General features: G+C 37.9%; 19 protein-coding genes. 12 read left to right on the forward strand and 7 right to left on the reverse strand.

The window, feature by feature from the left end; genetic code table 11:
• Positions 1-6: 6 nt before the first annotated feature.
• Both BKM32_RS15015 and BKM32_RS15020 read left to right on the forward strand, forming a co-directional pair.
• Complete coding sequence (locus tag BKM32_RS15015; protein ID WP_076664828.1) at positions 7-1,704, forward strand: sodium:solute symporter; 1,698 nt, start codon at positions 7-9, stop codon at positions 1,702-1,704.
• A complete protein-coding gene (locus BKM32_RS15020) occupies positions 1,688-2,671 on the forward strand; it encodes a Gfo/Idh/MocA family protein (RefSeq protein WP_076664831.1) in 984 nt (327 codons plus the stop codon). Before BKM32_RS15015 ends, BKM32_RS15020 begins: the two co-directional genes overlap by 17 nt.
• Before the next feature lie 3 nt (positions 2,672-2,674).
• Here BKM32_RS15020 and BKM32_RS15025 read toward each other — a convergent pair whose 3' ends face one another.
• From BKM32_RS15025 to BKM32_RS15040, 4 genes are all read right to left on the reverse strand, one after another.
• A complete protein-coding gene (locus BKM32_RS15025) occupies positions 2,675-3,205 on the reverse strand; it encodes a hypothetical protein (RefSeq protein WP_053977278.1) in 531 nt (176 codons plus the stop codon).
• 185 nt (positions 3,206-3,390) lie between these two features.
• A complete protein-coding gene (locus tag BKM32_RS15030) occupies positions 3,391-5,322 on the reverse strand; it encodes a helix-turn-helix domain-containing protein (RefSeq protein WP_076664833.1) in 1,932 nt (643 codons plus the stop codon).
• A gap of 129 nt (positions 5,323-5,451) precedes the next feature.
• On the reverse strand, positions 5,452-7,386 hold the full coding sequence (locus BKM32_RS15035) for a helix-turn-helix domain-containing protein (RefSeq protein ID WP_076664836.1): 1,935 nt from the start codon (positions 7,384-7,386) through the stop codon (positions 5,452-5,454).
• Between the two features lie 164 nt (positions 7,387-7,550).
• Entirely contained in the window at positions 7,551-8,399 is an 849-nt protein-coding gene (locus tag BKM32_RS15040) for a DUF2911 domain-containing protein (protein WP_076664839.1), read from the reverse strand.
• Positions 8,400-8,667: 268 nt separating this feature from the next.
• On the opposite strand from BKM32_RS15040, the gene BKM32_RS15045 reads away from it, so the two are divergent.
• The 9 genes from BKM32_RS15045 to BKM32_RS15085 all read left to right on the forward strand — a co-directional run bounded on the left by BKM32_RS15045 (position 8,668) and on the right by BKM32_RS15085 (position 16,637).
• Positions 8,668-9,324, forward strand: a complete 657-nt coding sequence (locus BKM32_RS15045; RefSeq protein ID WP_076664842.1) for a TetR family transcriptional regulator C-terminal domain-containing protein — start codon at positions 8,668-8,670, stop codon at positions 9,322-9,324.
• A 4-nt stretch (positions 9,325-9,328) separates the two neighbouring features.
• Positions 9,329-10,648, forward strand: coding sequence for an AarF/ABC1/UbiB kinase family protein (locus tag BKM32_RS15050; protein WP_076664844.1), 1,320 nt, complete (start codon positions 9,329-9,331; stop codon positions 10,646-10,648).
• On the forward strand, positions 10,645-12,096 hold the full coding sequence (locus BKM32_RS15055; RefSeq protein ID WP_076664846.1) for an SDR family oxidoreductase: 1,452 nt from the start codon (positions 10,645-10,647) through the stop codon (positions 12,094-12,096). Before BKM32_RS15050 ends, BKM32_RS15055 begins: the two co-directional genes overlap by 4 nt.
• A 145-nt stretch (positions 12,097-12,241) precedes the next feature.
• Positions 12,242-13,183, forward strand: a complete 942-nt coding sequence (locus BKM32_RS15060; RefSeq protein WP_076664848.1) for a mechanosensitive ion channel family protein — start codon at positions 12,242-12,244, stop codon at positions 13,181-13,183.
• Entirely contained in the window at positions 13,180-13,863 is a 684-nt protein-coding gene (locus BKM32_RS15065) for an SDR family NAD(P)-dependent oxidoreductase (RefSeq protein ID WP_076664850.1), read from the forward strand. The genes BKM32_RS15060 and BKM32_RS15065 overlap by 4 nt, the downstream gene beginning before the upstream one ends.
• Positions 13,864-13,895: 32 nt before the next feature.
• Positions 13,896-14,408 (forward strand): glutathione peroxidase, encoded by a 513-nt coding sequence (locus BKM32_RS15070; protein ID WP_076664853.1) that lies wholly within the window; start codon positions 13,896-13,898, stop codon positions 14,406-14,408.
• Complete coding sequence (locus BKM32_RS15075) at positions 14,405-14,869, forward strand: TspO/MBR family protein (RefSeq protein WP_076664855.1); 465 nt, start codon at positions 14,405-14,407, stop codon at positions 14,867-14,869. Before BKM32_RS15070 ends, BKM32_RS15075 begins: the two co-directional genes overlap by 4 nt.
• Complete coding sequence (locus BKM32_RS15080; RefSeq protein ID WP_076664857.1) at positions 14,869-15,336, forward strand: SRPBCC family protein; 468 nt, start codon at positions 14,869-14,871, stop codon at positions 15,334-15,336. Before BKM32_RS15075 ends, BKM32_RS15080 begins: the two co-directional genes overlap by 1 nt.
• Positions 15,333-16,637 (forward strand): deoxyribodipyrimidine photo-lyase, encoded by a 1,305-nt coding sequence (locus tag BKM32_RS15085; protein ID WP_076664860.1) that lies wholly within the window; start codon positions 15,333-15,335, stop codon positions 16,635-16,637. The genes BKM32_RS15080 and BKM32_RS15085 overlap by 4 nt, the downstream gene beginning before the upstream one ends.
• Positions 16,638-16,742: 105 nt before the next feature.
• On the opposite strand, the gene murA is transcribed toward BKM32_RS15085, so the two are convergent.
• The 3 genes from murA to BKM32_RS15100 all read right to left on the reverse strand — a co-directional run bounded on the left by murA (position 16,743) and on the right by BKM32_RS15100 (position 19,198).
• Positions 16,743-18,059 carry a UDP-N-acetylglucosamine 1-carboxyvinyltransferase gene (murA, locus tag BKM32_RS15090; RefSeq protein ID WP_053977292.1) on the reverse strand — a complete coding sequence of 439 codons (1,317 nt, stop codon included), beginning with the start codon at positions 18,057-18,059 and terminating at the stop codon, positions 16,743-16,745.
• A 5-nt stretch (positions 18,060-18,064) separates the two neighbouring features.
• On the reverse strand, positions 18,065-18,718 hold the full coding sequence (locus BKM32_RS15095) for a DUF4290 domain-containing protein (RefSeq protein ID WP_053977293.1): 654 nt from the start codon (positions 18,716-18,718) through the stop codon (positions 18,065-18,067).
• A gap of 186 nt (positions 18,719-18,904) precedes the next feature.
• Entirely contained in the window at positions 18,905-19,198 is a 294-nt protein-coding gene (locus BKM32_RS15100; protein ID WP_053977294.1) for a DUF493 family protein, read from the reverse strand.
• Positions 19,199-19,368: 170 nt separating this feature from the next.
• Here BKM32_RS15100 and BKM32_RS15105 point away from each other — a divergent pair, with 170 nt between their 5' ends.
• The gene (locus BKM32_RS15105; RefSeq protein ID WP_076664863.1) at positions 19,369-19,908 is read left to right on the forward strand and encodes an AAA family ATPase; all 540 of its coding nucleotides are present in this window, start codon (positions 19,369-19,371) and stop codon (positions 19,906-19,908) included.
• The last annotated feature ends 1 nt before the right edge of the window (position 19,909 follow it).

A 19,909-nucleotide genomic window follows, 5' to 3' on the forward strand; every position in this document is an offset into this window, starting at 1 on the left:
TTTAGTATGGGGGTATTGAATTGGTTGGATTGGGCTGTTTTGGCCACAACATTATTGACCATTGTTGGTTACGGAACTTGGAAAACAAGAGGTAGCAAAAATGTACAGGACTTTGTAAAGGGAGGTAATTCGGCACCTTGGTGGACGGTTGGCCTTTCGGTAATGGCAACCCAAGCCAGCGCCATCACGTTTTTATCAACTCCAGGACAGGCATTTCACGACGGTATGGGCTTTGTTCAGTTTTATTTTGGAGTGCCTATTGCCATAATTGTCATTTGTATGGTATTTATTCCATTGTATGACAAACTTAAAGTTTACACAGCCTATGAATTTTTGGAGAACAGGTTTGATGGCAAAACAAGAACCTTAACCGCCTCCTTATTTCTTATCCAACGTGGATTATCGGCCGGAATTACTATTTATGCTCCTGCCATCATACTTTCGGCTATTTTACATTGGAACCTTACCTACCTTAACATCATCATAGGAACTTTGGTGATTATTTACACGGTTTCGGGAGGTACCAAGGCGGTAAGCATTACTCAAAAGCACCAAATGGGCGTTATCTTTTTAGGGATGTTCATTGCATTTTGTTTAATTATCAGCTATCTGCCAGAGAATATCACCTTTACAAAAGCCTTGGATATTGCTGGTGCCAGTGGCAAAATGAATATCCTCAATTTCGATTTTGATTTCGAAAACCGATACACCCTTTGGAGTGGCTTGATAGGGGGCTCCGTTTTGGCCCTCTCCTACTTTGGCACCGACCAAAGTCAAGTACAGCGCTACCTTTCAGGAAAATCGGTTAAAGAAATGCAAATGGGGCTCATCTTTAACGGACTTTTAAAAGTGCCTATGCAGTTCTCCATCCTTTTGGTCGGGGTAATGGTATTTGTTTTTTATCAGTTTCACAATTCGCCTATCAACTTTAATCCTGCTGCCCATAATACGGTAAGCAATTCGGCATATGCAAATGATTACCAACGCTTGGAAGAAGACCAACTTGATATTTTCAATGCCAAACAATCGGTTCTTGAAAACTATGTGGCCACAGGAAACGACACCTATTCTGAAGAACTTCAAAAACTAAATATAAAGGACCGTGAAAACCGTGATGCTGCCAAAGTATTGATTCAAAAGGCCGCCAAAGACAATGATATCAGTATTGAAACCAATGATAAGGATTATGTGTTTATTCATTTCATTTTGAATAACCTTCCCAGAGGTCTTATTGGCCTGCTTTTGGCCGTTATTCTTAGTGCTGCCATGTCCAGCACCGCTGGAGAACTCAATGCCTTGGCCTCTACCACCGCTTTGGATATTTACAAACGAAATTTCGCCAATGACAAGGATGAAACCCACTACCTAAAGGCTACCAAATGGTTTACCCTTGGTTGGGGAATTTTAGCCATTCTCATTGCTTGTGTAGCTTATCTAGCGGACAACCTTATCCAATTAGTAAACATCATCGGCTCAATTTTCTACGGAAATGTGCTCGGTATTTTCCTTTTGGCATTTTTCTTTAAATACGTTAAAGGCCATGCCGTATTTATCGCCGCCCTAATCACGCAAGGAATCGTGATCATAGGCTGGTGGTATGAATGGATGCCGTACTTGTGGCTCAATTTATTTGGTTGTATTTTAGTCATCCTAATTGCTTTTTTCATTCAAAACACACGAAACATCAATGAATCAGTCCGATAAAGTCATCAAATGGGGTATTATAGGCCTTGGTAAAATTGCCAACAAATTTGCTCAAGATTTACTAACTGTGGAAAACTGCGAACTTGTAGCGGTTGCTTCTCGTTACCAAGAACGCTCTGATGCCTTTGCAGCAACCTACGGAGCACAAAAAGCCTATGATAGCTACGAACTACTTGCCGAGGATCCTAATGTTGATGCGGTGTATATTGCCACACCACATAGCTACCATAAAGAACACAGTATCTTGTGCCTAACACATCAAAAAGCGGTGCTTTGCGAAAAGCCTTTTGCAATGAATTCTAAAGAAGTCATGGAAATGATTGCTACGGCAAAGGCCAACGATACTTTGTTGATGGAAGCCCTTTGGACCTATTTTCTACCGCATTACCAACATGTTTTGAAAATGCTTAAGGAAAACACCTATGGCAAACTGCTAAAAATGAATGCCGATTTTGGATTCCATAGAGATTTTGACAATGAATCCCGATTGTTTAGAAAATCGCTTGGTGGAGGTAGTTTGTTGGACATTGGCATCTACCCTATCTTTTCGGCCTTGACTACTTTAGGGGCACCAAAATCGATTGACGCTTCTGCTACTTTTTTTGAAAATGGTGCCGACTCTTCCTGCTCTATGGTGTTTCATTATGAGGATGGTGTAGAAGCCCATTTAAAAAGTACCCTTTTGGAAGCAACCCCAACCGTTGCGGAATTCCATTGTGAAAAAGGCCTCATTAAAATCAACGGTCAATTTCATGCGCCTTCTACTGTTACCTTAATTCCAAATGAAGGAGAAACTGAAACCTTAGATTTCAATTACAATACCATTGGTTATAATTTTGAAACAATCCACTTTAATGAATTGATAAGACAACGCAAAAAAGAAAGCGACCTTATGACCTATGAGTTCAGCAAACAGCTCATTGGTACTTTGGATAAAGTCGCTTCGATAATTGGATTGGAATACTAGATTTTAATGATGATGAAGAACCCCGCTTGGATCTACTTTTACGCTTAACCTGTCTTCTCCGTTGCCTATTTTCACTTTATAATATTTGTGAGTAGGCTCGTTGTAGTCGTAGTTTACGTAATAGTCTGTTTCCAAAAGGAACCATCCCGGATGTGATTTAAATACTGTTTCTCTTACTTCTTGAGGCAACTTAATGTCTTCAAAATGTTCATCTGTAGAAACAATATTGCCATCTTTATCATAAGACACAATTATGCTTCCTTTTTCAGATTTAAAATTCACGTCATAAGTATTGTCTTCTGAAGGTCTTTCAAATTCATCGTAAGTGTTAATATTAAATTTTGCCACCTTACTTTCCAGATCGACAATATATTTTGCGGTATTGTCATAAGTGATTTCCTTAAGATAATCCATGTGAATGGTTTTGTTGGAAACTACATTCATTTCCGCTAGATCAATTTCTATTAGGCCCGTTTGAGAAAAGCCTAAATTACCGAGGGCTATACATAAAACCCAAAAGATTAAAGTTTTCATAATTACTTGTATTACAGTTAATGATTGATTGCAATACAAAGATCATCATAGATGCCATGCAAGGCTTAACAGCCATGTTGTAATTGATTTAACTTCTATGGGAATGTGTTTAAAAAATGATTTAAAGGATTGAAATTATGTTGAGACCATATCGTAAAACCCCAGTGTTTATAGTGTTTTCAATCCTACAACTTGATTTTATAGGAACCGAGATTCATTTTTTCCAAAAATTCCAAAAACCGGGGATTGTCATGTAATTTTTCAAAATACGGATCATACTTCACCTTGAAGAGCTCGGCATTTTTGCGCTCATAAGCAATATAAAGCCAACCTATAGCCTTTTCGCCTTCCTCTAAATAAGAGAATTTTTGAGCTATCCAATACGCATTATTATATAAGGTTCCCTGTGATTTTAGATGCTCAATATCCATATCATTAATCCATGCATAAATTCCATTTATCCCAGATTCTTTATAGACCTCCAACAACACTGGCACCCGCTCTTTTCCTTCCTCTTCAAATGACCAACTAATTTCCAACTGTTTAAATGCTAAATCATTTTTACCTTGAGCGGAATATATTTTAAATTTAATCCAAAATGGCCAAGCATCTTTTGGCTCTAGCTCTTCCGCCCTTTCTGCTTGCCTCATAGCATTATTAAAATCACCTTGTTGTAAATATAACTCTGAACTCAAAATTGAAACATGGAATGAATCAGGAGCAATCAACTGCGCTCTATTTAGCATTTTCCGAGCACTCTCTAAATCTCCTAAAGTATATTGCAAATATTGCGCATACATGTAAAGCGCAATATAGTTGTTTGGATTTATGCTAATTGCTTCTTCAAATTGACCTTCAGTCTTTTCCCAGTCCCAATAATAGGTCATATGTATCCACCCCAACACCCTGTGCGGCTCTGATAAATTCTTATCTAAACTGATAGCTCTTTCAGCATAGTCCTTGGCTCGTAAGATATCATTTTCAGTAGGATTAGGCCAATTCTCCCATAAATAACTAATAGCAAGCCCTGAATAAGCAACTGCAAAATTAGGGTCTATTTCCAAACATGAATTCAAATAACTTCTGGCCAAATGTATATCTCCTGCATAAACCCCATAATAAACTGCCTTCATGTACAAATTATACACCTCAAGATTATCTGTTGGAGCCTTGTCAATAAGCTCCAACTCAAAGGGGGACAATACTAAATTCAATTCCGCTACTATTTGTTTGGAAATTTCACTTTCCAATTCAAAAAGATCTTTATAGTCCCTATCAAAATCCTGAGACCATAGCTGTTCATCTGTCTTGGCATTAACCAAATGAACCCTAACCCTAATCCTGTCATCATACTTTTGAACACTTCCTCCCAAAATATAATTCGCATCAAGAGCTTCACCTATCTCTTTAGCAGAAAGCTTTGAATCTCTATACTTTTCTGTAGATTGACGAGACTTTACAATAATCTGTTCAATTTTCGAGAGATTATTGATAATATCCTCTCTAATGGCATCTGCAAAATAGACGTTTTCTAAATCATCACTTAAATTTTTAAATGGAAGTACGGCAACGGTTTTATCCAATTCGGTCGAGGGAAGTTCCTTAAACTCTTCGTTTTTAGCTTCCAAATTATGATAAATGAAATAGCCCAAAATAGAAGCAAAAATAAAACCGCTAACCCAAAACAAAGTTGTAAATTTTCGCTTCTTAGGAAGATTTGTCTTTATAGATTTTGCAGAAGAAGGCTTTGGTACAAGATCATTTTTAGAGTCTTCACTTTTTTTGAATTTAACCTCTCCGGGAGTATAACCATAGAAATCACTAAAACAGGTATTGAAGTAAGTAGGACTGTTAAAGCCCACCCTATAGGCAATTTCGGAGGCTGTAGCCTCCTCATTTTGGAGCATTTCCAAAGCCCTTTGTAATCTGTATTCCCGAATAAACTGGCTTGACGATTTTCCTAGGATAGTATTGAGCTTTCTATGCATTTGGGAACGGCTCACGCCTACTTCATCAGCCAATTCCTGAACACCAAAATGCTCATTGGTAAAGTTGGATTCTAGAATTATATGTAGCCTTTCCACAAAGTTTTGATCCATGGATAATTGACCAGCCATATTGTTGAAATTAAATGTAATAATTGGTTGAGGACCAAAAACTAGAAGTAGGCCCTCTCTCTAATATACAAAAATCCTTACAAGTACAGTTTTCTTAAAACTTCACAAAAGTTACTTGTTATCAATAGACTATAGTTTGAGACCACCTTGGTAATTGCCGAGATTCATTTTTTGTAAGATTTCCAAAAAGTCAGAGTTGGATCGTAAATTTTCAAAATAAGGATCATATTTGATCATAAATAATTCGGCATTTTTTCTTCTAAAGGCAATTTCCAACCATTTTAGCGCGTTTTCAGGTTCATCCAAAAATGCAAATTTTTGAGCAATCCAATAGGCATTATGCTGAACGCCCTCCGAATTTGCGTTATTGATATCCATATCATTGATCATTCTATAAACACCTTTAACTCCGTCCTTCTCATAAGCCTCCAACATTGGAGGTATGTTCAACTCGAAGGCCTCAACAAATCCCCAACTTTCTTCCAATTGCCTCACAGCCTGATCATAATTACCCAATTCCGTATAGATTTTAAAATCCACCCAATATGCCCACATCCCTTTAGGAGCATACTCTTTAGCTTTTTTGGTTTCCTCCAAAGCCTTTTTGAAGTTATCCTCATGCAGGTAAAATTCGGCACTCAACACTGCGGTAAATGCTGAGTTGGGATTCACCAATTGCGCCAACTCAATCATTTCACGAGCCTTTTCAAAATCCCCCAATACATACTGCAAATACATAGCATATTCACTTATCGCATAATAATTATTGGGATTCAACTTGATAGCTTCTTGAAACTCCTTTTCGGCCTTGGTCCAATTCCAATCGTAGGTTTCACTCACATAAGCCATTACCCGATGCGGTTCAGACAAGCTTTTATCTAATTCCATCGCCTTAATGGCTAATTGCTTTACTTGTTCCGCATCTTTTACGGTTGGTGTTGGCCAATTTTCCCAAAGATAACTTTCTGCCAAACCTGAATACGCCAAAGCAAAACCAGCGTCTTCTTCAATACATAAATTGAAATACCGTCGTGCTAAATCTACATTTTCATCATAATACAAGGAATATAATGCCTTAATATATAAACTATAAGCCTCAAGATTATCTGTAGGCACCTTATCGATAAGTTCCAATTCGTGAGGAGACAATACCACGTTCAATTCGGAAGCTATCAATCTTGAAATCTCACTTTCAAGTTCAAAAATATCTTGATACTCTCTATCAAAATCCCTAAACCACAACTGCACATCTGTTTTGGAGTTGATTAAATGCACCCTAACACGAATTCTATCACCATGTTTTTGAACACTTCCTCCCAATATATAATTAGCGTCCAAAGCAAAACCAATGTCTTGGGAAGATAGGTGCGAATCCCGATACATTTCTGTAGACTGACGCGATTTCACGATAAATTCCTGAACCTTCGATAAGTGATTGATAATGTCCTCCCGTATCCCATCTGCAAAATACTGGTTTTCACTGTCATCGCTTAAATTTTGAAAGGGTAGAACCGCGATGGTTTTGTCTTCCCTTAAATGTATCGGCACATCTTCAATGTCAATTTCAGCCTTTGAATTATGATAAAACGAATAGCCTATAAGTATTACCAGAGCCACTACACTAACCCAAAACAAGGGTGTAAATGTTTTCTTCTTCTTTTTAGGTGTTGCTGTTGCTTTTGAAGCAGGAATTTTAGGAGCTATGCCGTTTTTAAGCTCATCTGTTTTTTTGAATTTGACCTCTCCAGGCGTGTAGCCATAGAAATCGCTAAAACAGGTATTGAAGTAAGTTGGACTATTAAAACCCACCCGATAGGCTATCTCTGAGGCGGTGGCCTCTTCATTTTGGAGCATTTCCAAAGCCCTTTCCAATCTGTATTCCCTTATAAATTGGCTAGAGGATTTTCCTAATAGCGTATTGAGTTTTCTGTGCATTTGCGAACGGCTCATACCCACCTCATCTGCCAATTCCTGAACACCAAAATGTTCATTCGTGAAATTGGAGATTAAGATATTATTCAACCTTTCAACAAAAGCCTGATCCATAGATACCTGACCAGCCATACGTTTAATTTTAAATCGATTAATTGGTAAAAAACCCAAACTTTCAAAAAAAGGGACTACGTCTAAGATACAAAAAATTGCCAAGCTCTTTTTCCCTATAAAAAAGCAAAAAAGCACAACCGAAGTTGTGCTTTTAAGAAACTATATCGCCACAGTATTGAATCTTACATAGCGCCCCACTCCTTCAGTGAGTCCATGTTCATTTTTACATAATCGTCGTTTCCAGCAGCCTTAGCTTCTTCCATAGATTTTTTTGCCAATGCAATTGCACCATCTTTATCACCGGCCTTAGCATAAATCAAGGACTGTTGTCTTAATTGCCAAAATGCAGGTTCACTGCTCATAGCCATTGATTTATCAATCCATTCTTTAGCTTGCTTGATATCTTTCCCTTCTTGATAGTAATAAACAGACGCCGCAAAATAATCTTCTGCTTTTGGCGATCCAGCTAAAGCCTCATTAATGGAAGCCAAAACTTTAGTATCTGTTGGTACTTCAAAAGGAATTGCCACATAGGTCTTTTCCCAGAAAATTTCCAAAGTAGCACTGCTATTGGTAATGTTGTTGATATCAAAACTAAAGGATTCCACATTGAAAGACATTGGAGAAGCCTTCGCCTTGATTATGGCTGCCACTTTACTCTCATCCCACTTTTGAGGAGTTCCCCAATTTTCGGTATCGCTGTATAAATAAACTTCCCATAAACTCTTTCCCGGTTTTGTAAAAAGTGCATAAGAACCTGCTTTTACAGTTTGGTTTCCAAAAGTGACATCATCGCTAAAAGTGATAATGGTATTTTTGTTGGCTCCAGTTCTCCACAGTTTGTCGTATGGCACCAAATCGCCAAAAACGGTTCTACCTTTTACTCCTGGTCTGGAATATTGAATGGAAATATCGGTCAAACCTACCTTTTGTTCCAATTTACAAGCTGGACTGGATTGTGGCGTTGTAACCTGTGCCCTCAAATGAAAGGAGGTCGTTAATATCAACGCAATAAGTAATAATTTTTTCATGGTTTAATTGATTTAATGTTTAAAATGTGCAACTAAAATTACAAATTAGATAAACTGGCATTTGTTAACAAAAGCTTAAATTAAAATTGCCAACTAATCTTCCTGTTAAATATACACAAAACTATCTTCTTGAATTACAATAATTTCTAACTTAAATTCTCAAAATTAAATAGGCCTCAAAAAATCTAAAAACTCAATAAAATGTTAATTTTGTCTAATTTTAATTTTAAATAGTTAGACATTTTGTAATTTTATAAAAAATAGAGCTATGGCTAAAAAGAAGACTCCCAAAAAAATGGACTTAGTGGATTTGTACATGGATTATGTCCTAGAACATAATGCACCTCCCAAGTCCGTATATCAATTCTCAAAGTTGAACAGCTTTGAAGAAAGCACATTCTATGAACACTTCAGCTCTTTTGACGCCATAGAAGCTTACGTTTTCAAGGCCTTTTTTGAGCATACCATCAAAACACTTCACAACAGTGCAGAATACGAAACTTACGATGCCAAGAACAAACTGCTCAGTTTCTACTTTACCTTTTTTGAAAACCTTACAGCCAATAGGAGTTTTGTAATGTATGTCTTGGAAAAATACAAAGCCAACCTGAAACAGCTAAAACACCTTCAGCCACTAAAAGAAGTGTTTACCCATTACATAGACGAACTTGACATCCAAAAACCGGATATGGTAAAAGGTCAACTTCTTAAAATTCAAAACAAAGCCATGAAAGAAGGTGCTTGGGTGCAGCTATTGCTCACCTTAAAATTTTGGATGGAAGATACTTCTGCTAGTTTCAGTAAAACTGATATCTATATAGAAAAGTCCATCAATACAAGTTTCGACATCATTGATACTACCCCAATAAACAGTCTCATGGATTTTGGGAAATTTATTTTTAAAGAACGCTTCCAAACCAAATAAGACTATGAAGACCATTGATAAAATTCCAACATCAAAAATTGAACGGGCTTCCAAATTGGTTGCCACAGGAGCTAAAGTTGGCGTAAACTATCTAAAATACTATGGTGACAAGCTCACCAAAACAGACCAGGAAGCCAAATCTAGATTGGATCAAAATAATGCCGAGGACATCTATGACAGTTTAAAGCAACTTAAAGGAAGTGCCCTGAAAGTTGCCCAAATGTTGAGCATGGAAAAAAGCATCCTGCCACAGGCCTATGTAGAGAAGTTTTCATTGGCACAATTTTCTGTACCGCCGCTCTCCCCTGCCTTGGTTACGAAAACCTTTAAAACCTATTTTAAAAAATCACCTCACGAGATCTATGATAAGTTCAACCCCAATTCGGTAAACGCTGCCAGTATTGGCCAAGTACATTTAGCCGAAAAAGATGGTAAAAAACTGGCCGTTAAGATTCAATATCCCGGAGTGGCGGAAAGTATTCAATCAGATTTGGCCATGGTGAAACCGATTGCCATTAAAATGTTCAACATTAAAGGAAAGGACTCCGATAAATATTTCAAGGAAGTGGAAGGCAAATTGATAGAGGAAACCAACTATATCCTTGAATTGCAACAAAGCAAGGAAGTGGCCAAAGCCTGCCAGAATATTCCAAACCTTCAGTTTCCTCAATATTACGAAGCACTTTCTTCGGAACGCATCATCACCATGGATTATATGGAAGGTGAACACCTTTCGGAATTCATTTCAGGAAACAGCAATCAAGAATTGGCAAACACCCTTGGGCAAGCACTCTGGGACTTCTATATGTTTCAAATCCACACCCTAAAAAAGGTGCATGCCGATCCGCATCCTGGAAACTTCTTGGTTTCCAAAACCGGAAAACTGATTGCTTTGGATTTTGGATGTATGAAAACCATTCCAGAAGATTTTTACAATCCCTATTTTGAATTGGCAGATCCAAACATATTGAATGATTCCACAAGTTTTAAAGCAAAAATGTTGGAACTTGAAATATTACGCCCAGAAGATTCGAAAGAAGAAATGGAATTTTTCACAGCCATGTTCCATGACATTCTGCAATTGTTTACACAGCCCCTACAATCTGAAACCTTCGATTTTTCCGATGCCAACTTCTTTGGAAAAATTGCCAATCTTGGAGAGTCCTATGCCAAAAACACTGATTTACGAAAAATGAATGGCAACCGAGGCTCCCAACATTTCATCTATATCAACAGAACCTTTTTTGGACTTTATAGCTTGATGTTTGATCTGAAGGCAAAAAATGTGAAGATCTCCAATTTTGAAACACTAAAACACCCATGAAAATTCTGCTAACCGGCGTAACGGGCTATATAGGCAAACGTTTAATGCCAATCCTTTTGGAACAGGGGCATCATTTGGTTTGTGCTGTAAGGGACCGCTATCGTGTGGATGAACATTACTTGGAGGATCCCAACATAGAAGTTGTGGAAGTAGACTTCCTTAAACCTGATACTTTATCAAATATTCCAAACAACATTGAAGCTGCTTATTATTTAATCCATTCCATGTCTAATTCTTCAAGTGATTTTGAAGAACTGGAAGCCCAATGTGCCATAAATTTCAAAAGTCGTTTAGAAACCACTCAAGTTAAACAAGTTATTTTTTTAGGTGGAATTTCCAACGATGAGAATCTCTCAAAACATTTGCGTTCCAGAAAACAGGTGGCAGATCTTCTTAAATCTAACAAATACGCTACAACTATTTTTAAGGCTGGAATTATTGTGGGATCCGGAAGCTCCTCCTTTGAAATCATTAGGGATTTGGTGGAAAAACTACCGGTTATGGTAGCCCCAAAATGGCTGCATACCAAAACGCAACCACTAGCCATTCGGGATGTGTTGGCTTACCTGTCCAAAAGTCTTGGCAACACACAATTATACAATAAAACCTATGACATTTTCGGTCCAGAAATCATGACCTACAAAGAAATGTTGCTGCAGTTTGCTGAAGTGAGAAAGCTAAAACGGTATATTTTAACCGTTCCGGTAATGACTCCAAAATTGTCTTCCTATTGGCTGTATTTTGTCACGTCCACCTCCTACACACTTGCCTGTAATTTGGTGGATAGCATGGGCGTGCCCATCATAGGGAAACCCAGCAACATCAACACGCTTTTAAATATTCACCCGATTACCTACAAAGAAGCGGTGACACTGGCATTTGAAAAGATTGAACAAAACAGTATTCTCTCCAGTTGGAAAGATTCATTTATAAGCAGTGGTGAGCTAAAAAGCAATTCACATAAATATATCAACGTTCCAAAATTTGGCTGCTTTAAAGATTATAAGGAGCGTAAAGTACAAAACATCCCACTGACGTTGTCTAGAATTTGGGCCATTGGTGGTGAAACAGGCTGGTATTATGGAAGTTTTCTATGGAATATCAGAGGATATCTAGATAAACTAGCGGGAGGTATCGGTCTTCGAAGAGGGCGTACTAATCCCGACGAACTTCATACTGGCGATGCCTTGGATTTTTGGCGTGTGATTTTCGCAGATAAAGATAAAATGAAATTATTGCTCTATGCCGAAATGCGTCTTCCTGGAGAAGCTTGGCTTGAATTCAAGATTGAAAACAATATCCTTAAACAAACGGCCACCTTCAGGCCAAGAGGACTTGCGGGAAGATTGTATTGGTACAGCGTACTCCCCTTTCACTTGTTCATTTTCAATGGGATGATTTCAAAATTAGCTTGTCCTTTTAATGCTAAACCTCAAAACGTATCTTAAACAATCTTCCTTTGCAAACATATTTTAGAAATAGTAAATTATATCACGATTTAATTATCAATTCTCAAAAAAGGGAAAGAAAGGAATTCAAAAGTTTTCCTCTCTCTAACATTACCCGTATTTTATATTTCTAAAAATCAACTATATGACTTTTATAAGACGTTACATTACTCCGTTTTTAATTATTCTACTAGCGATATTCCTTCCAAAGTTCAACCTACCGTTTATTCAAAATTCAGAGAATGTCCATTACGTAATGCGTAAAATTAGTTCCATCTTATTCATCATCGCCATAACATGGACCATTATTGTATTGTTAAGGGTTTTTAAAAAGAATTATCTTGAAAATTACGACCTCAACCAAGAAGACAACCTACAGGCCCGAAAGCTTTATACACAGTTCAACATTTTGGAGCGCATCATCATTTTTGTGATTATCACCATTGCCATAGGCTCTGGATTGATGCTCTTTGAAGGCGTTAGAAAATTTGGGCTTAGTGTCTTTGCTTCGGCGGGTATTGCGGGAATCATCCTTGGGTTTGCAGCCCAAAAAGCCTTAGCAACTATTCTAGCAGGGATGCAAATTGCCATTTCACAACCCATCCGTTTGGACGATGTATTGGTGGTGGAAGGCGAATGGGGCTGGGTAGAAGAAATTACCCTAACCTTTGTGGTAGTAAGAATTTGGGATAAACGTAGACTGGTGTTGCCAACTACCTATTTTATTGAAAAGCCCTTCCAAAACTGGACCAGAACCACCGCCGAAATCTTAGGAACCGTATTTATATACACCGATTACAATATCGATTTTGACGCCCTCAGAAAGGAACTTACCCGTCTATTGGAAAACACGCCTTTATGGGATCAAAAGGTAAATGTATTGCAGGTGACGGATTCCAAAGAATTCAGCGTTGAAATACGTGCCCTTATGAGTGCCAAAAACTCTCCAGAAGCTTGGGATTTACGCGTGTACGTTAGAGAAGGCTTGATTAAGTTTATACAACAAAACTTTCCAAATAGCCTGCCTAGAACCCGTGTATCTATTTTAAATGATTTTGATAAGAAGACAGAAATAAAACAATCATGAAAACTGTAATTATTATAGGTGGAAGCAAAGGTATTGGCAATGCCATCCTGAATACTTTGTTGGAAACCCATCAGGTCATCAATATTAGTAGAAGTGCCCCGCAAGGGACACATCAAAACTTAACACACTACACTTGCGATATTTTAACCGATGAATTACCCAATATTGAACAGGCCGATGCTTTGGTATATTGCCCAGGGAGTATCAATCTAAAACCCTTTCCTAGATTAACCTTGGATGATTTTAAATCCGATTTTGAAATAAACGTTCTAGGAGCTGTAAAATCAATACAACAATATTTACCTATTTTAAAAAACAGTGAAGCTCCGTCCATTTTGTTGTTTAGTACCGTAGCTTCCAAATTGGGCATGCCTTTTCATTCCAGTATTGCGACTGCAAAATCAGGAGTTGAAGGTTTGGTAAAATCCCTTGGAGCCGAACTTGCCCCTAGTATCAGAATCAATGCCATTGCCCCAACTGTTACAGATACAGAATTAGCCTCCAAACTATTGCGAAATGACAAAATGATTGCCAATATTGTTGAAAGGCATCCCCTTAAAAAATTCTTAAATCCACAAGAAGTTGCCGATTTAGCCGTATTTTTATTATCAGAGAAATCTGCTTCAATTTCTGGCCAAATCTTCCAAATGGACTGTGGTATCACATCCTTTAAAATTTAAAATTCATGCGAACCTTAATACTCATAGTAACTATGTTTTCAATGTTTAAAACATCTTCCCAAACAGCACCAAAACAGTCTATTTACGACATCAAAATAAACAGTATTGACAATACCCCAATTGACCTATCTGATTACAAAGGCAAAAAAATCCTATTTGTTAATGTCGCTTCCGAATGTGGATTTACACCTCAATATGAAGAGTTGGAAGAACTCTATAAAACTTACAAAGACCAATTGATGATCATCGGACTTCCATGTAACCAATTTGGAGGTCAGGAACCAGGTAACGCTGATGAAATCAAAACATTTTGTGAAAGAAATTATGGTGTGACCTTTTTAATCACCGAAAAGATTGATGTGAAGGGAGACCAGCAACATCCGCTGTACCAATGGCTCACGAACAAAGACATTAATGGTGTTTCAAGTTCTGGTGTGAAATGGAATTTCCAAAAATATCTAGTGGATGAAAATGGATACTTAGTAGACTATTACTATTCTATCACCAAACCACTAAGCAAGAAAATCACAAAACACCTACAATGAAACTATTCAAACTCATTCTTGTTTTTTTGATTCTCAATTTTGGAGCCTTGGCCCTGGGAACCTGGTTTATGGACAACGGTCCACATTCCGATTGGTACCTCAACCTCAACAAAGCGCCTTGGACTCCCCCCGGATGGGCTTTTGGGGCTGCTTGGTTTACCATCATGCTCTGTTTTTCCATATACATGGCCTATTTGATTCGAGATTTGGGTTCTAAATATATCTGGACGCTTTTTACAGTTCAGTTTATTTTGAATGTATCCTGGAATTATGTGTTTTTCAAACAACACCTCGTGCTTCCGGCCTTGTTCATCATCATACTTTTAACCTTGGTTGTAATCTATTTCTTTTTCAAATACCGAATTGAAAATGTTCGGGAAATGCGACTCCTGCTCCTACCCTACATCATTTGGTTGGTTGTGGCCTCGTCCTTGAATGCTTATATTTTTCTTTACAATTAATGCAGATTTATACCTTACATAGAATTCAGAATCTGCCAATTTCCGTAGAAGAGGCATGGCAGTTTCTTTCCAATCCAAAGAATTTAAAAACTATCACACCAGATTATATGGGCTTCCATATTATTTCTGGTGCAGAAAAATCCATGTTTCCGGGGCAAATTGTGCAGTATTGGGTCTCTCCTATTTTGGGCATAAAAACCAAATGGGTTACAGAAATTACGCATGTTGAAAACCATAAATATTTTGTAGACGAACAACGGTTTGGTCCTTATGCACTTTGGCACCATAAACATTTTATCAAACCCATTGAAGGAGGCGTACAAATGGAGGATGTCATTGATTATAAATTGCCTTTTGGCATTTTTGGCCAAATGGTACACCCATTTTTAGTGCGACCAAAATTGGAAGAAATCTTTCAATACAGATACGAAAAATTAGAAGCCATCTTTGGCAAATATTCCTCATGAAACAAACCATCAATATATTCTGGTTCCGAAGAGACCTTAGGCTAAATGATAACATTGGGCTGTATCATTCTCTAAAAGGAGATTATCCCATACTGCCTATTTTTATTTTCGACACTTCTATTTTAGAGGAACTCCCCAAGAATGATGCTCGTGTCACCTTTATATATCAAACCATTCAAGACCTTAAGAAGACACTTGAAACAAATTACGGTAGTTTGTTAGCCACTTATCATAAAACGCCTTTAGAAGCTTTTAAACAACTTACTCAAGACTATCATATCAATGCTGTATACACCAACCACGATTATGAACCTTATGCGAAACAACGGGACAAAGAGATAGAACAATTCCTTTCCTCAAAAGATATCATATTCAACACTTTTAAAGACCAAGTCATTTTTGAAAAGGATGAGATTGTAAAACAGGACGGCACACCCTATGTGGTCTATACGCCTTATATGAAAGCATGGAAGGCCCGTTTTAAAAGTCTATCCCTTGAGGAAACAACACCTGAAGCCAATTTCGATAATCTATATAAGCATACTCCAACCAAAAATTTTACTCTGGAAGATTTAGGGTTTAAAGTCTCTTCACAAGAAATTGTGCCTTACAAGCTGTCTTCAGAAAGCATCCAAAACTATGAAGCCACCCGAAATTATCCCGCCAAGGACAGCACTTCCCGTATAGGGCCTCATTTACGTTTTGGTACCGTGAGTATTCGAGACATTGTAAAACAAGCAGCAGCCGAATCGAATGAAGTGTTTTTACAGGAATTGATTTGGAGAGAGTTTTTTATGCAGATTCTTTGGCATTTTCCACATACGGCTACACAAAGTTTCAAACCTAAATACGACAATATTGTATGGCGAAACAATGAAGAAGAATTTAAAAAGTGGTGTGATGGCAATACGGGCTATCCCCTAGTAGATGCAGGTATGCGCCAATTGAACGCCACTGGGTTTATGCATAACAGAGTGCGCATGTTGGTTGGAAGTTTTTTGTGCAAACACCTTTTGATAGATTGGCGATGGGGAGAGGCTTATTTTGCTGAAAAACTTCATGATTACGAAATGGCCAGCAATATTGGCAATTGGCAATGGGTAGCAGGCTGTGGTGTGGATGCCGCTCCTTATTTTAGAATTTTCAATCCCACAACACAAATTGAAAAATTTGACAAGGACTTAAAATACATTTCCAAATGGGCCCCAGATTTTCAAGAACTCACCTATCCACAGCCCATGGTGGATCACAAAGAGGCCAGAGAGCGTTGTTTAAACACTTATAAGGCTGCATTGAATTAATCCTATTTTTTTTCTTTAATAAGATTGAAGTAAAACTTATTTGGCATAAAAAAACCTGTAAAGAAACTCTCCTTACAGGTTTTGTTTTATTTAATTAAATGCTTTTTAGTTACCACTTACACGCTCAATCTTCGCGCCGATAGCCCTTAAACGTTCATCGATGTTTTCATAACCTCTATCAATCTGTTCGATATTGTGTATGGTAGACGTTCCTTTGGCCGATAAAGCCGCAATCAATAAAGATACCCCTGCTCTAATATCTGGAGACGTCATGGTTGTGGCTTTTAAGGTCGATTTAAAATCATGCCCGATTACGGTTGCTCTGTGCGGATCGCAAAGAATGATCTTAGCTCCCATATCGATTAATTTATCCACGAAGAATAAACGGCTTTCAAACATTTTCTGGTGAATCAATACACTGCCGCGTGCTTGGGTAGCCACTACCAAAATAATACTCAATAAATCTGGAGTAAATCCAGGCCAAGGTGCATCGGAAACCGTTAAGATAGATCCATCAATATAATTCTGGATTTCATACCCATCCTCATGCTTTGGTATATGGATATCGTCGCCTTGACGCTCTACAGTAATACCCAGTTTGCGGAATACATTTGGGATCAATCCCAAATCATCCCAACTTACATTGGTAATGGTCAATTCACTTTTGGTCATGGCTGCCAAACCTATCCAGCTCCCAATTTCAATCATATCCGGAAGCATTCTATGTTCGGTACCCCCCAATTGGTCCACCCCTTCAATGGTAAGCATGTTGGAACCAACTCCTGTAATCTTTGCCCCCATTCTATTCAACATCTTGCAGAGTTGTTGCAAATAAGGTTCACAGGCGGCATTATAGATAGTGGTTGTGCCTTCGGCCAAAACCGCAGCCATAACAATATTGGCAGTTCCCGTTACCGAAGCTTCATCCAAAAGCATATAAGTACCTTTCAACTTTTCAGCTTCAACCCCATAAAAATGGTCCTCACGGTTATAACGGAATTTAGCTCCAAGATTGATAAACCCTTCAAAGTGCGTATCCAATCTACGACGACCAATTTTGTCTCCTCCTGGCTTTGGAATATATCCTTTCCCAAATCTTGCCAAAAGCGGCCCTACAATCATGATTGATCCTCTTAAGCCTTTTCCGTCTTCCTTAAATTCGGCAGACTCCAAATAGGCCATATTCACCTCATCAGCTTTAAAAGTGTAGGATCCTTTTCCTATTTTATTGATTTTCACCCCAAGTTTCCCCAACAAATCAATAAGTTTGTTGACGTCTACAATATCCGGAATGTTATGTATGGTGATTTCTTCTGCAGTAAGCAATACTGCGCATAGAATTTGTAAAGCTTCGTTTTTCGCTCCCTGAGGCTGAATTTTACCTTTTAACTGGTGGCCTCCTTCAATTACAAATGTACTCATTAAGTTTAGTAACGTTTTCTGTTTCGGTTGGAATTGTTATTACTCTTTTTGTGATGTGTTTTTTTACTGCTTGATGCAAATTTCTTTTTACTGCGCATCAAACTTGTAGAATCTGATAAATCTTCATCACTTTCCCTTAGGTTGATTTTACCTCCAGACAATTCGTAGAGATGACCAAAAATAACATCGTCTTCAACCGTATCCTTGTTCCAATTCAAGAAACACTTTTTCATGTGGTTTGCAATGGTATAGATCAAAGCTTCCTTAAGCTCCCCATCTTCCCAAGTATTGGCCACATCTATCATGGTTTTGATATTGTTCCCATAAAACCTGTATTTTGGATGGTTTTGGGGATATTCCAAAGGTTCTGGACGCGACTGCAATTCTTCCCTAGAAGGTTTTTCATAAGGAGAGTCTACATCAAGGTCGAAATTGGCCATGATGAACAATTGGTCCCAAAGTTTATGTTGAAAATCCGGCACGTCTCTTAAATGAGGTTGCAAGTTCCCCATCACCGAAATTATGGCCTTGGCCACTTTATTGCGTTCTTCCTTTTCTGGGATAGCTTTTGCGTAATTAATCATTTTTTGCAAGTGCCTCCCATATTCGGGAATGATTAAATGTTCACGCTCTGTATTGTATTCTAAATCGTCTATCAAAATAAATTATTGAGGTATTTACAATAGTGCACGTAGTTTGGTCGCACTCTTGCGCAAAATACAAAAAAATTGATTAGTCCACGAAATTAAACAAGGGGAAATTTCCTCTGTATCACTTCAAGCAAGCTTGTACAACTATTTTGAACGAATTAGTCTCGCTACTGTGAACAAACTTTAATGAACTTCCTATAAACTGATAACCCCCTCTACCTTGGCAGCCACCTCTTTATACTTTGCAATTACGGCGTCCGGATCTTGCATGTTCACATTTACGGAAACACTGGTATATTTTCCGTTTTTGGATTCGGTAGTGTTGATCACAGCCCCCATATTGTTAAACAAAGATTCGATGGTGGCTATTTTTGAAGCATCACTAGGAACGATAAATTTATATAGATAAATAGAAGGCCAAGATGCCGTATCGTATAATTGAGATCTTAGTTTCTTATAGAATTCTTCTGGATTTCCTTGTATGCTCATCGTCAATTTTTAATAGGCAAATATACGGTTTCCTTTGTATTAATCACACCCTATTCTTTCATTAACACCGATATTTGTTGACTGGAAACCTTATTCCCTAAATGGGAATTTAGGCCTATAATTGGTAATCATTATTTAAATTCCGAATTTTACGGCATAAATTCCGTGCATTGAACACTAAAAGAATCGTAATAACAGGAGGTCCCGGTACAGGAAAATCGTCCATTATAGATGAACTGAAACAACGCGGCTACAATTGTTTTGATGAAATTTCACGTCAAGTAACTTTGGATGCCCGCAAAAATGGTATTGAACAACTGTTTTTGACCGAACCTCTTAAGTTTAGTGAAATGCTTTTGGAAGGTCGGGTAAAACAGTTCTTGGATGCAAAGCACCAAGAAGAAAAGGCTGTGTTTTATGACCGTGGCATCCCAGATGTCCTGGCCTACATGGATTATATTGGCGACCAATATCCTGTTTCTTTTGTTGATATGTGCGAAAGTCATACCTACAACCATGTGTTTGTATTGGCACCTTGGCAAGAGATTTTCCAAAGCGACAGCGAACGCTATGAAAATTTTGACCAAGCGGTTAACATTCATAAACATTTGGTGGCGACTTATTCTAGATATGGCTACCAATTGCACGATGTCCCGTTTGCCTCCGTCTCCAATAGAACCGATTTTATCCTAGGGTTATTAAATCTTTAGA

It is taken from the genome of Mangrovimonas sp. DI 80 (genome assembly GCF_001975575.1).
Taxonomy (GTDB): domain Bacteria; phylum Bacteroidota; class Bacteroidia; order Flavobacteriales; family Flavobacteriaceae; genus Mangrovimonas_A; species Mangrovimonas_A xylaniphaga.

Bases quoted from the DNA above. Each gene is read 5' to 3' on its own strand.
- BKM32_RS15015 (WP_076664828.1), top strand. From the start codon at position 7: ATGGGGGTATTGAATTGGTTGGATTGGGCTGTTTTGGCCACAACATTA.
- BKM32_RS15020 (WP_076664831.1), top strand. From the start codon at position 1,688: ATGAATCAGTCCGATAAAGTCATCAAATGGGGTATTATAGGCCTTGGT.
- BKM32_RS15025 (WP_053977278.1), bottom strand. From the start codon at position 3,205: ATGAAAACTTTAATCTTTTGGGTTTTATGTATAGCCCTCGGTAATTTA.
- BKM32_RS15030 (WP_076664833.1), bottom strand. From the start codon at position 5,322: ATGGCTGGTCAATTATCCATGGATCAAAACTTTGTGGAAAGGCTACAT.
- BKM32_RS15035 (WP_076664836.1), bottom strand. From the start codon at position 7,386: ATGGCTGGTCAGGTATCTATGGATCAGGCTTTTGTTGAAAGGTTGAAT.
- BKM32_RS15040 (WP_076664839.1), bottom strand. From the start codon at position 8,399: ATGAAAAAATTATTACTTATTGCGTTGATATTAACGACCTCCTTTCAT.
- BKM32_RS15045 (WP_076664842.1), top strand. From the start codon at position 8,668: ATGGCTAAAAAGAAGACTCCCAAAAAAATGGACTTAGTGGATTTGTAC.
- BKM32_RS15050 (WP_076664844.1), top strand. From the start codon at position 9,329: ATGAAGACCATTGATAAAATTCCAACATCAAAAATTGAACGGGCTTCC.
- BKM32_RS15055 (WP_076664846.1), top strand. From the start codon at position 10,645: ATGAAAATTCTGCTAACCGGCGTAACGGGCTATATAGGCAAACGTTTA.
- BKM32_RS15060 (WP_076664848.1), top strand. From the start codon at position 12,242: ATGACTTTTATAAGACGTTACATTACTCCGTTTTTAATTATTCTACTA.
- BKM32_RS15065 (WP_076664850.1), top strand. From the start codon at position 13,180: ATGAAAACTGTAATTATTATAGGTGGAAGCAAAGGTATTGGCAATGCC.
- BKM32_RS15070 (WP_076664853.1), top strand. From the start codon at position 13,896: ATGTTTTCAATGTTTAAAACATCTTCCCAAACAGCACCAAAACAGTCT.
- BKM32_RS15075 (WP_076664855.1), top strand. From the start codon at position 14,405: ATGAAACTATTCAAACTCATTCTTGTTTTTTTGATTCTCAATTTTGGA.
- BKM32_RS15080 (WP_076664857.1), top strand. From the start codon at position 14,869: ATGCAGATTTATACCTTACATAGAATTCAGAATCTGCCAATTTCCGTA.
- BKM32_RS15085 (WP_076664860.1), top strand. From the start codon at position 15,333: ATGAAACAAACCATCAATATATTCTGGTTCCGAAGAGACCTTAGGCTA.
- murA (WP_053977292.1), bottom strand. From the start codon at position 18,059: ATGAGTACATTTGTAATTGAAGGAGGCCACCAGTTAAAAGGTAAAATT.
- BKM32_RS15100 (WP_053977294.1), bottom strand. From the start codon at position 19,198: ATGAGCATACAAGGAAATCCAGAAGAATTCTATAAGAAACTAAGATCT.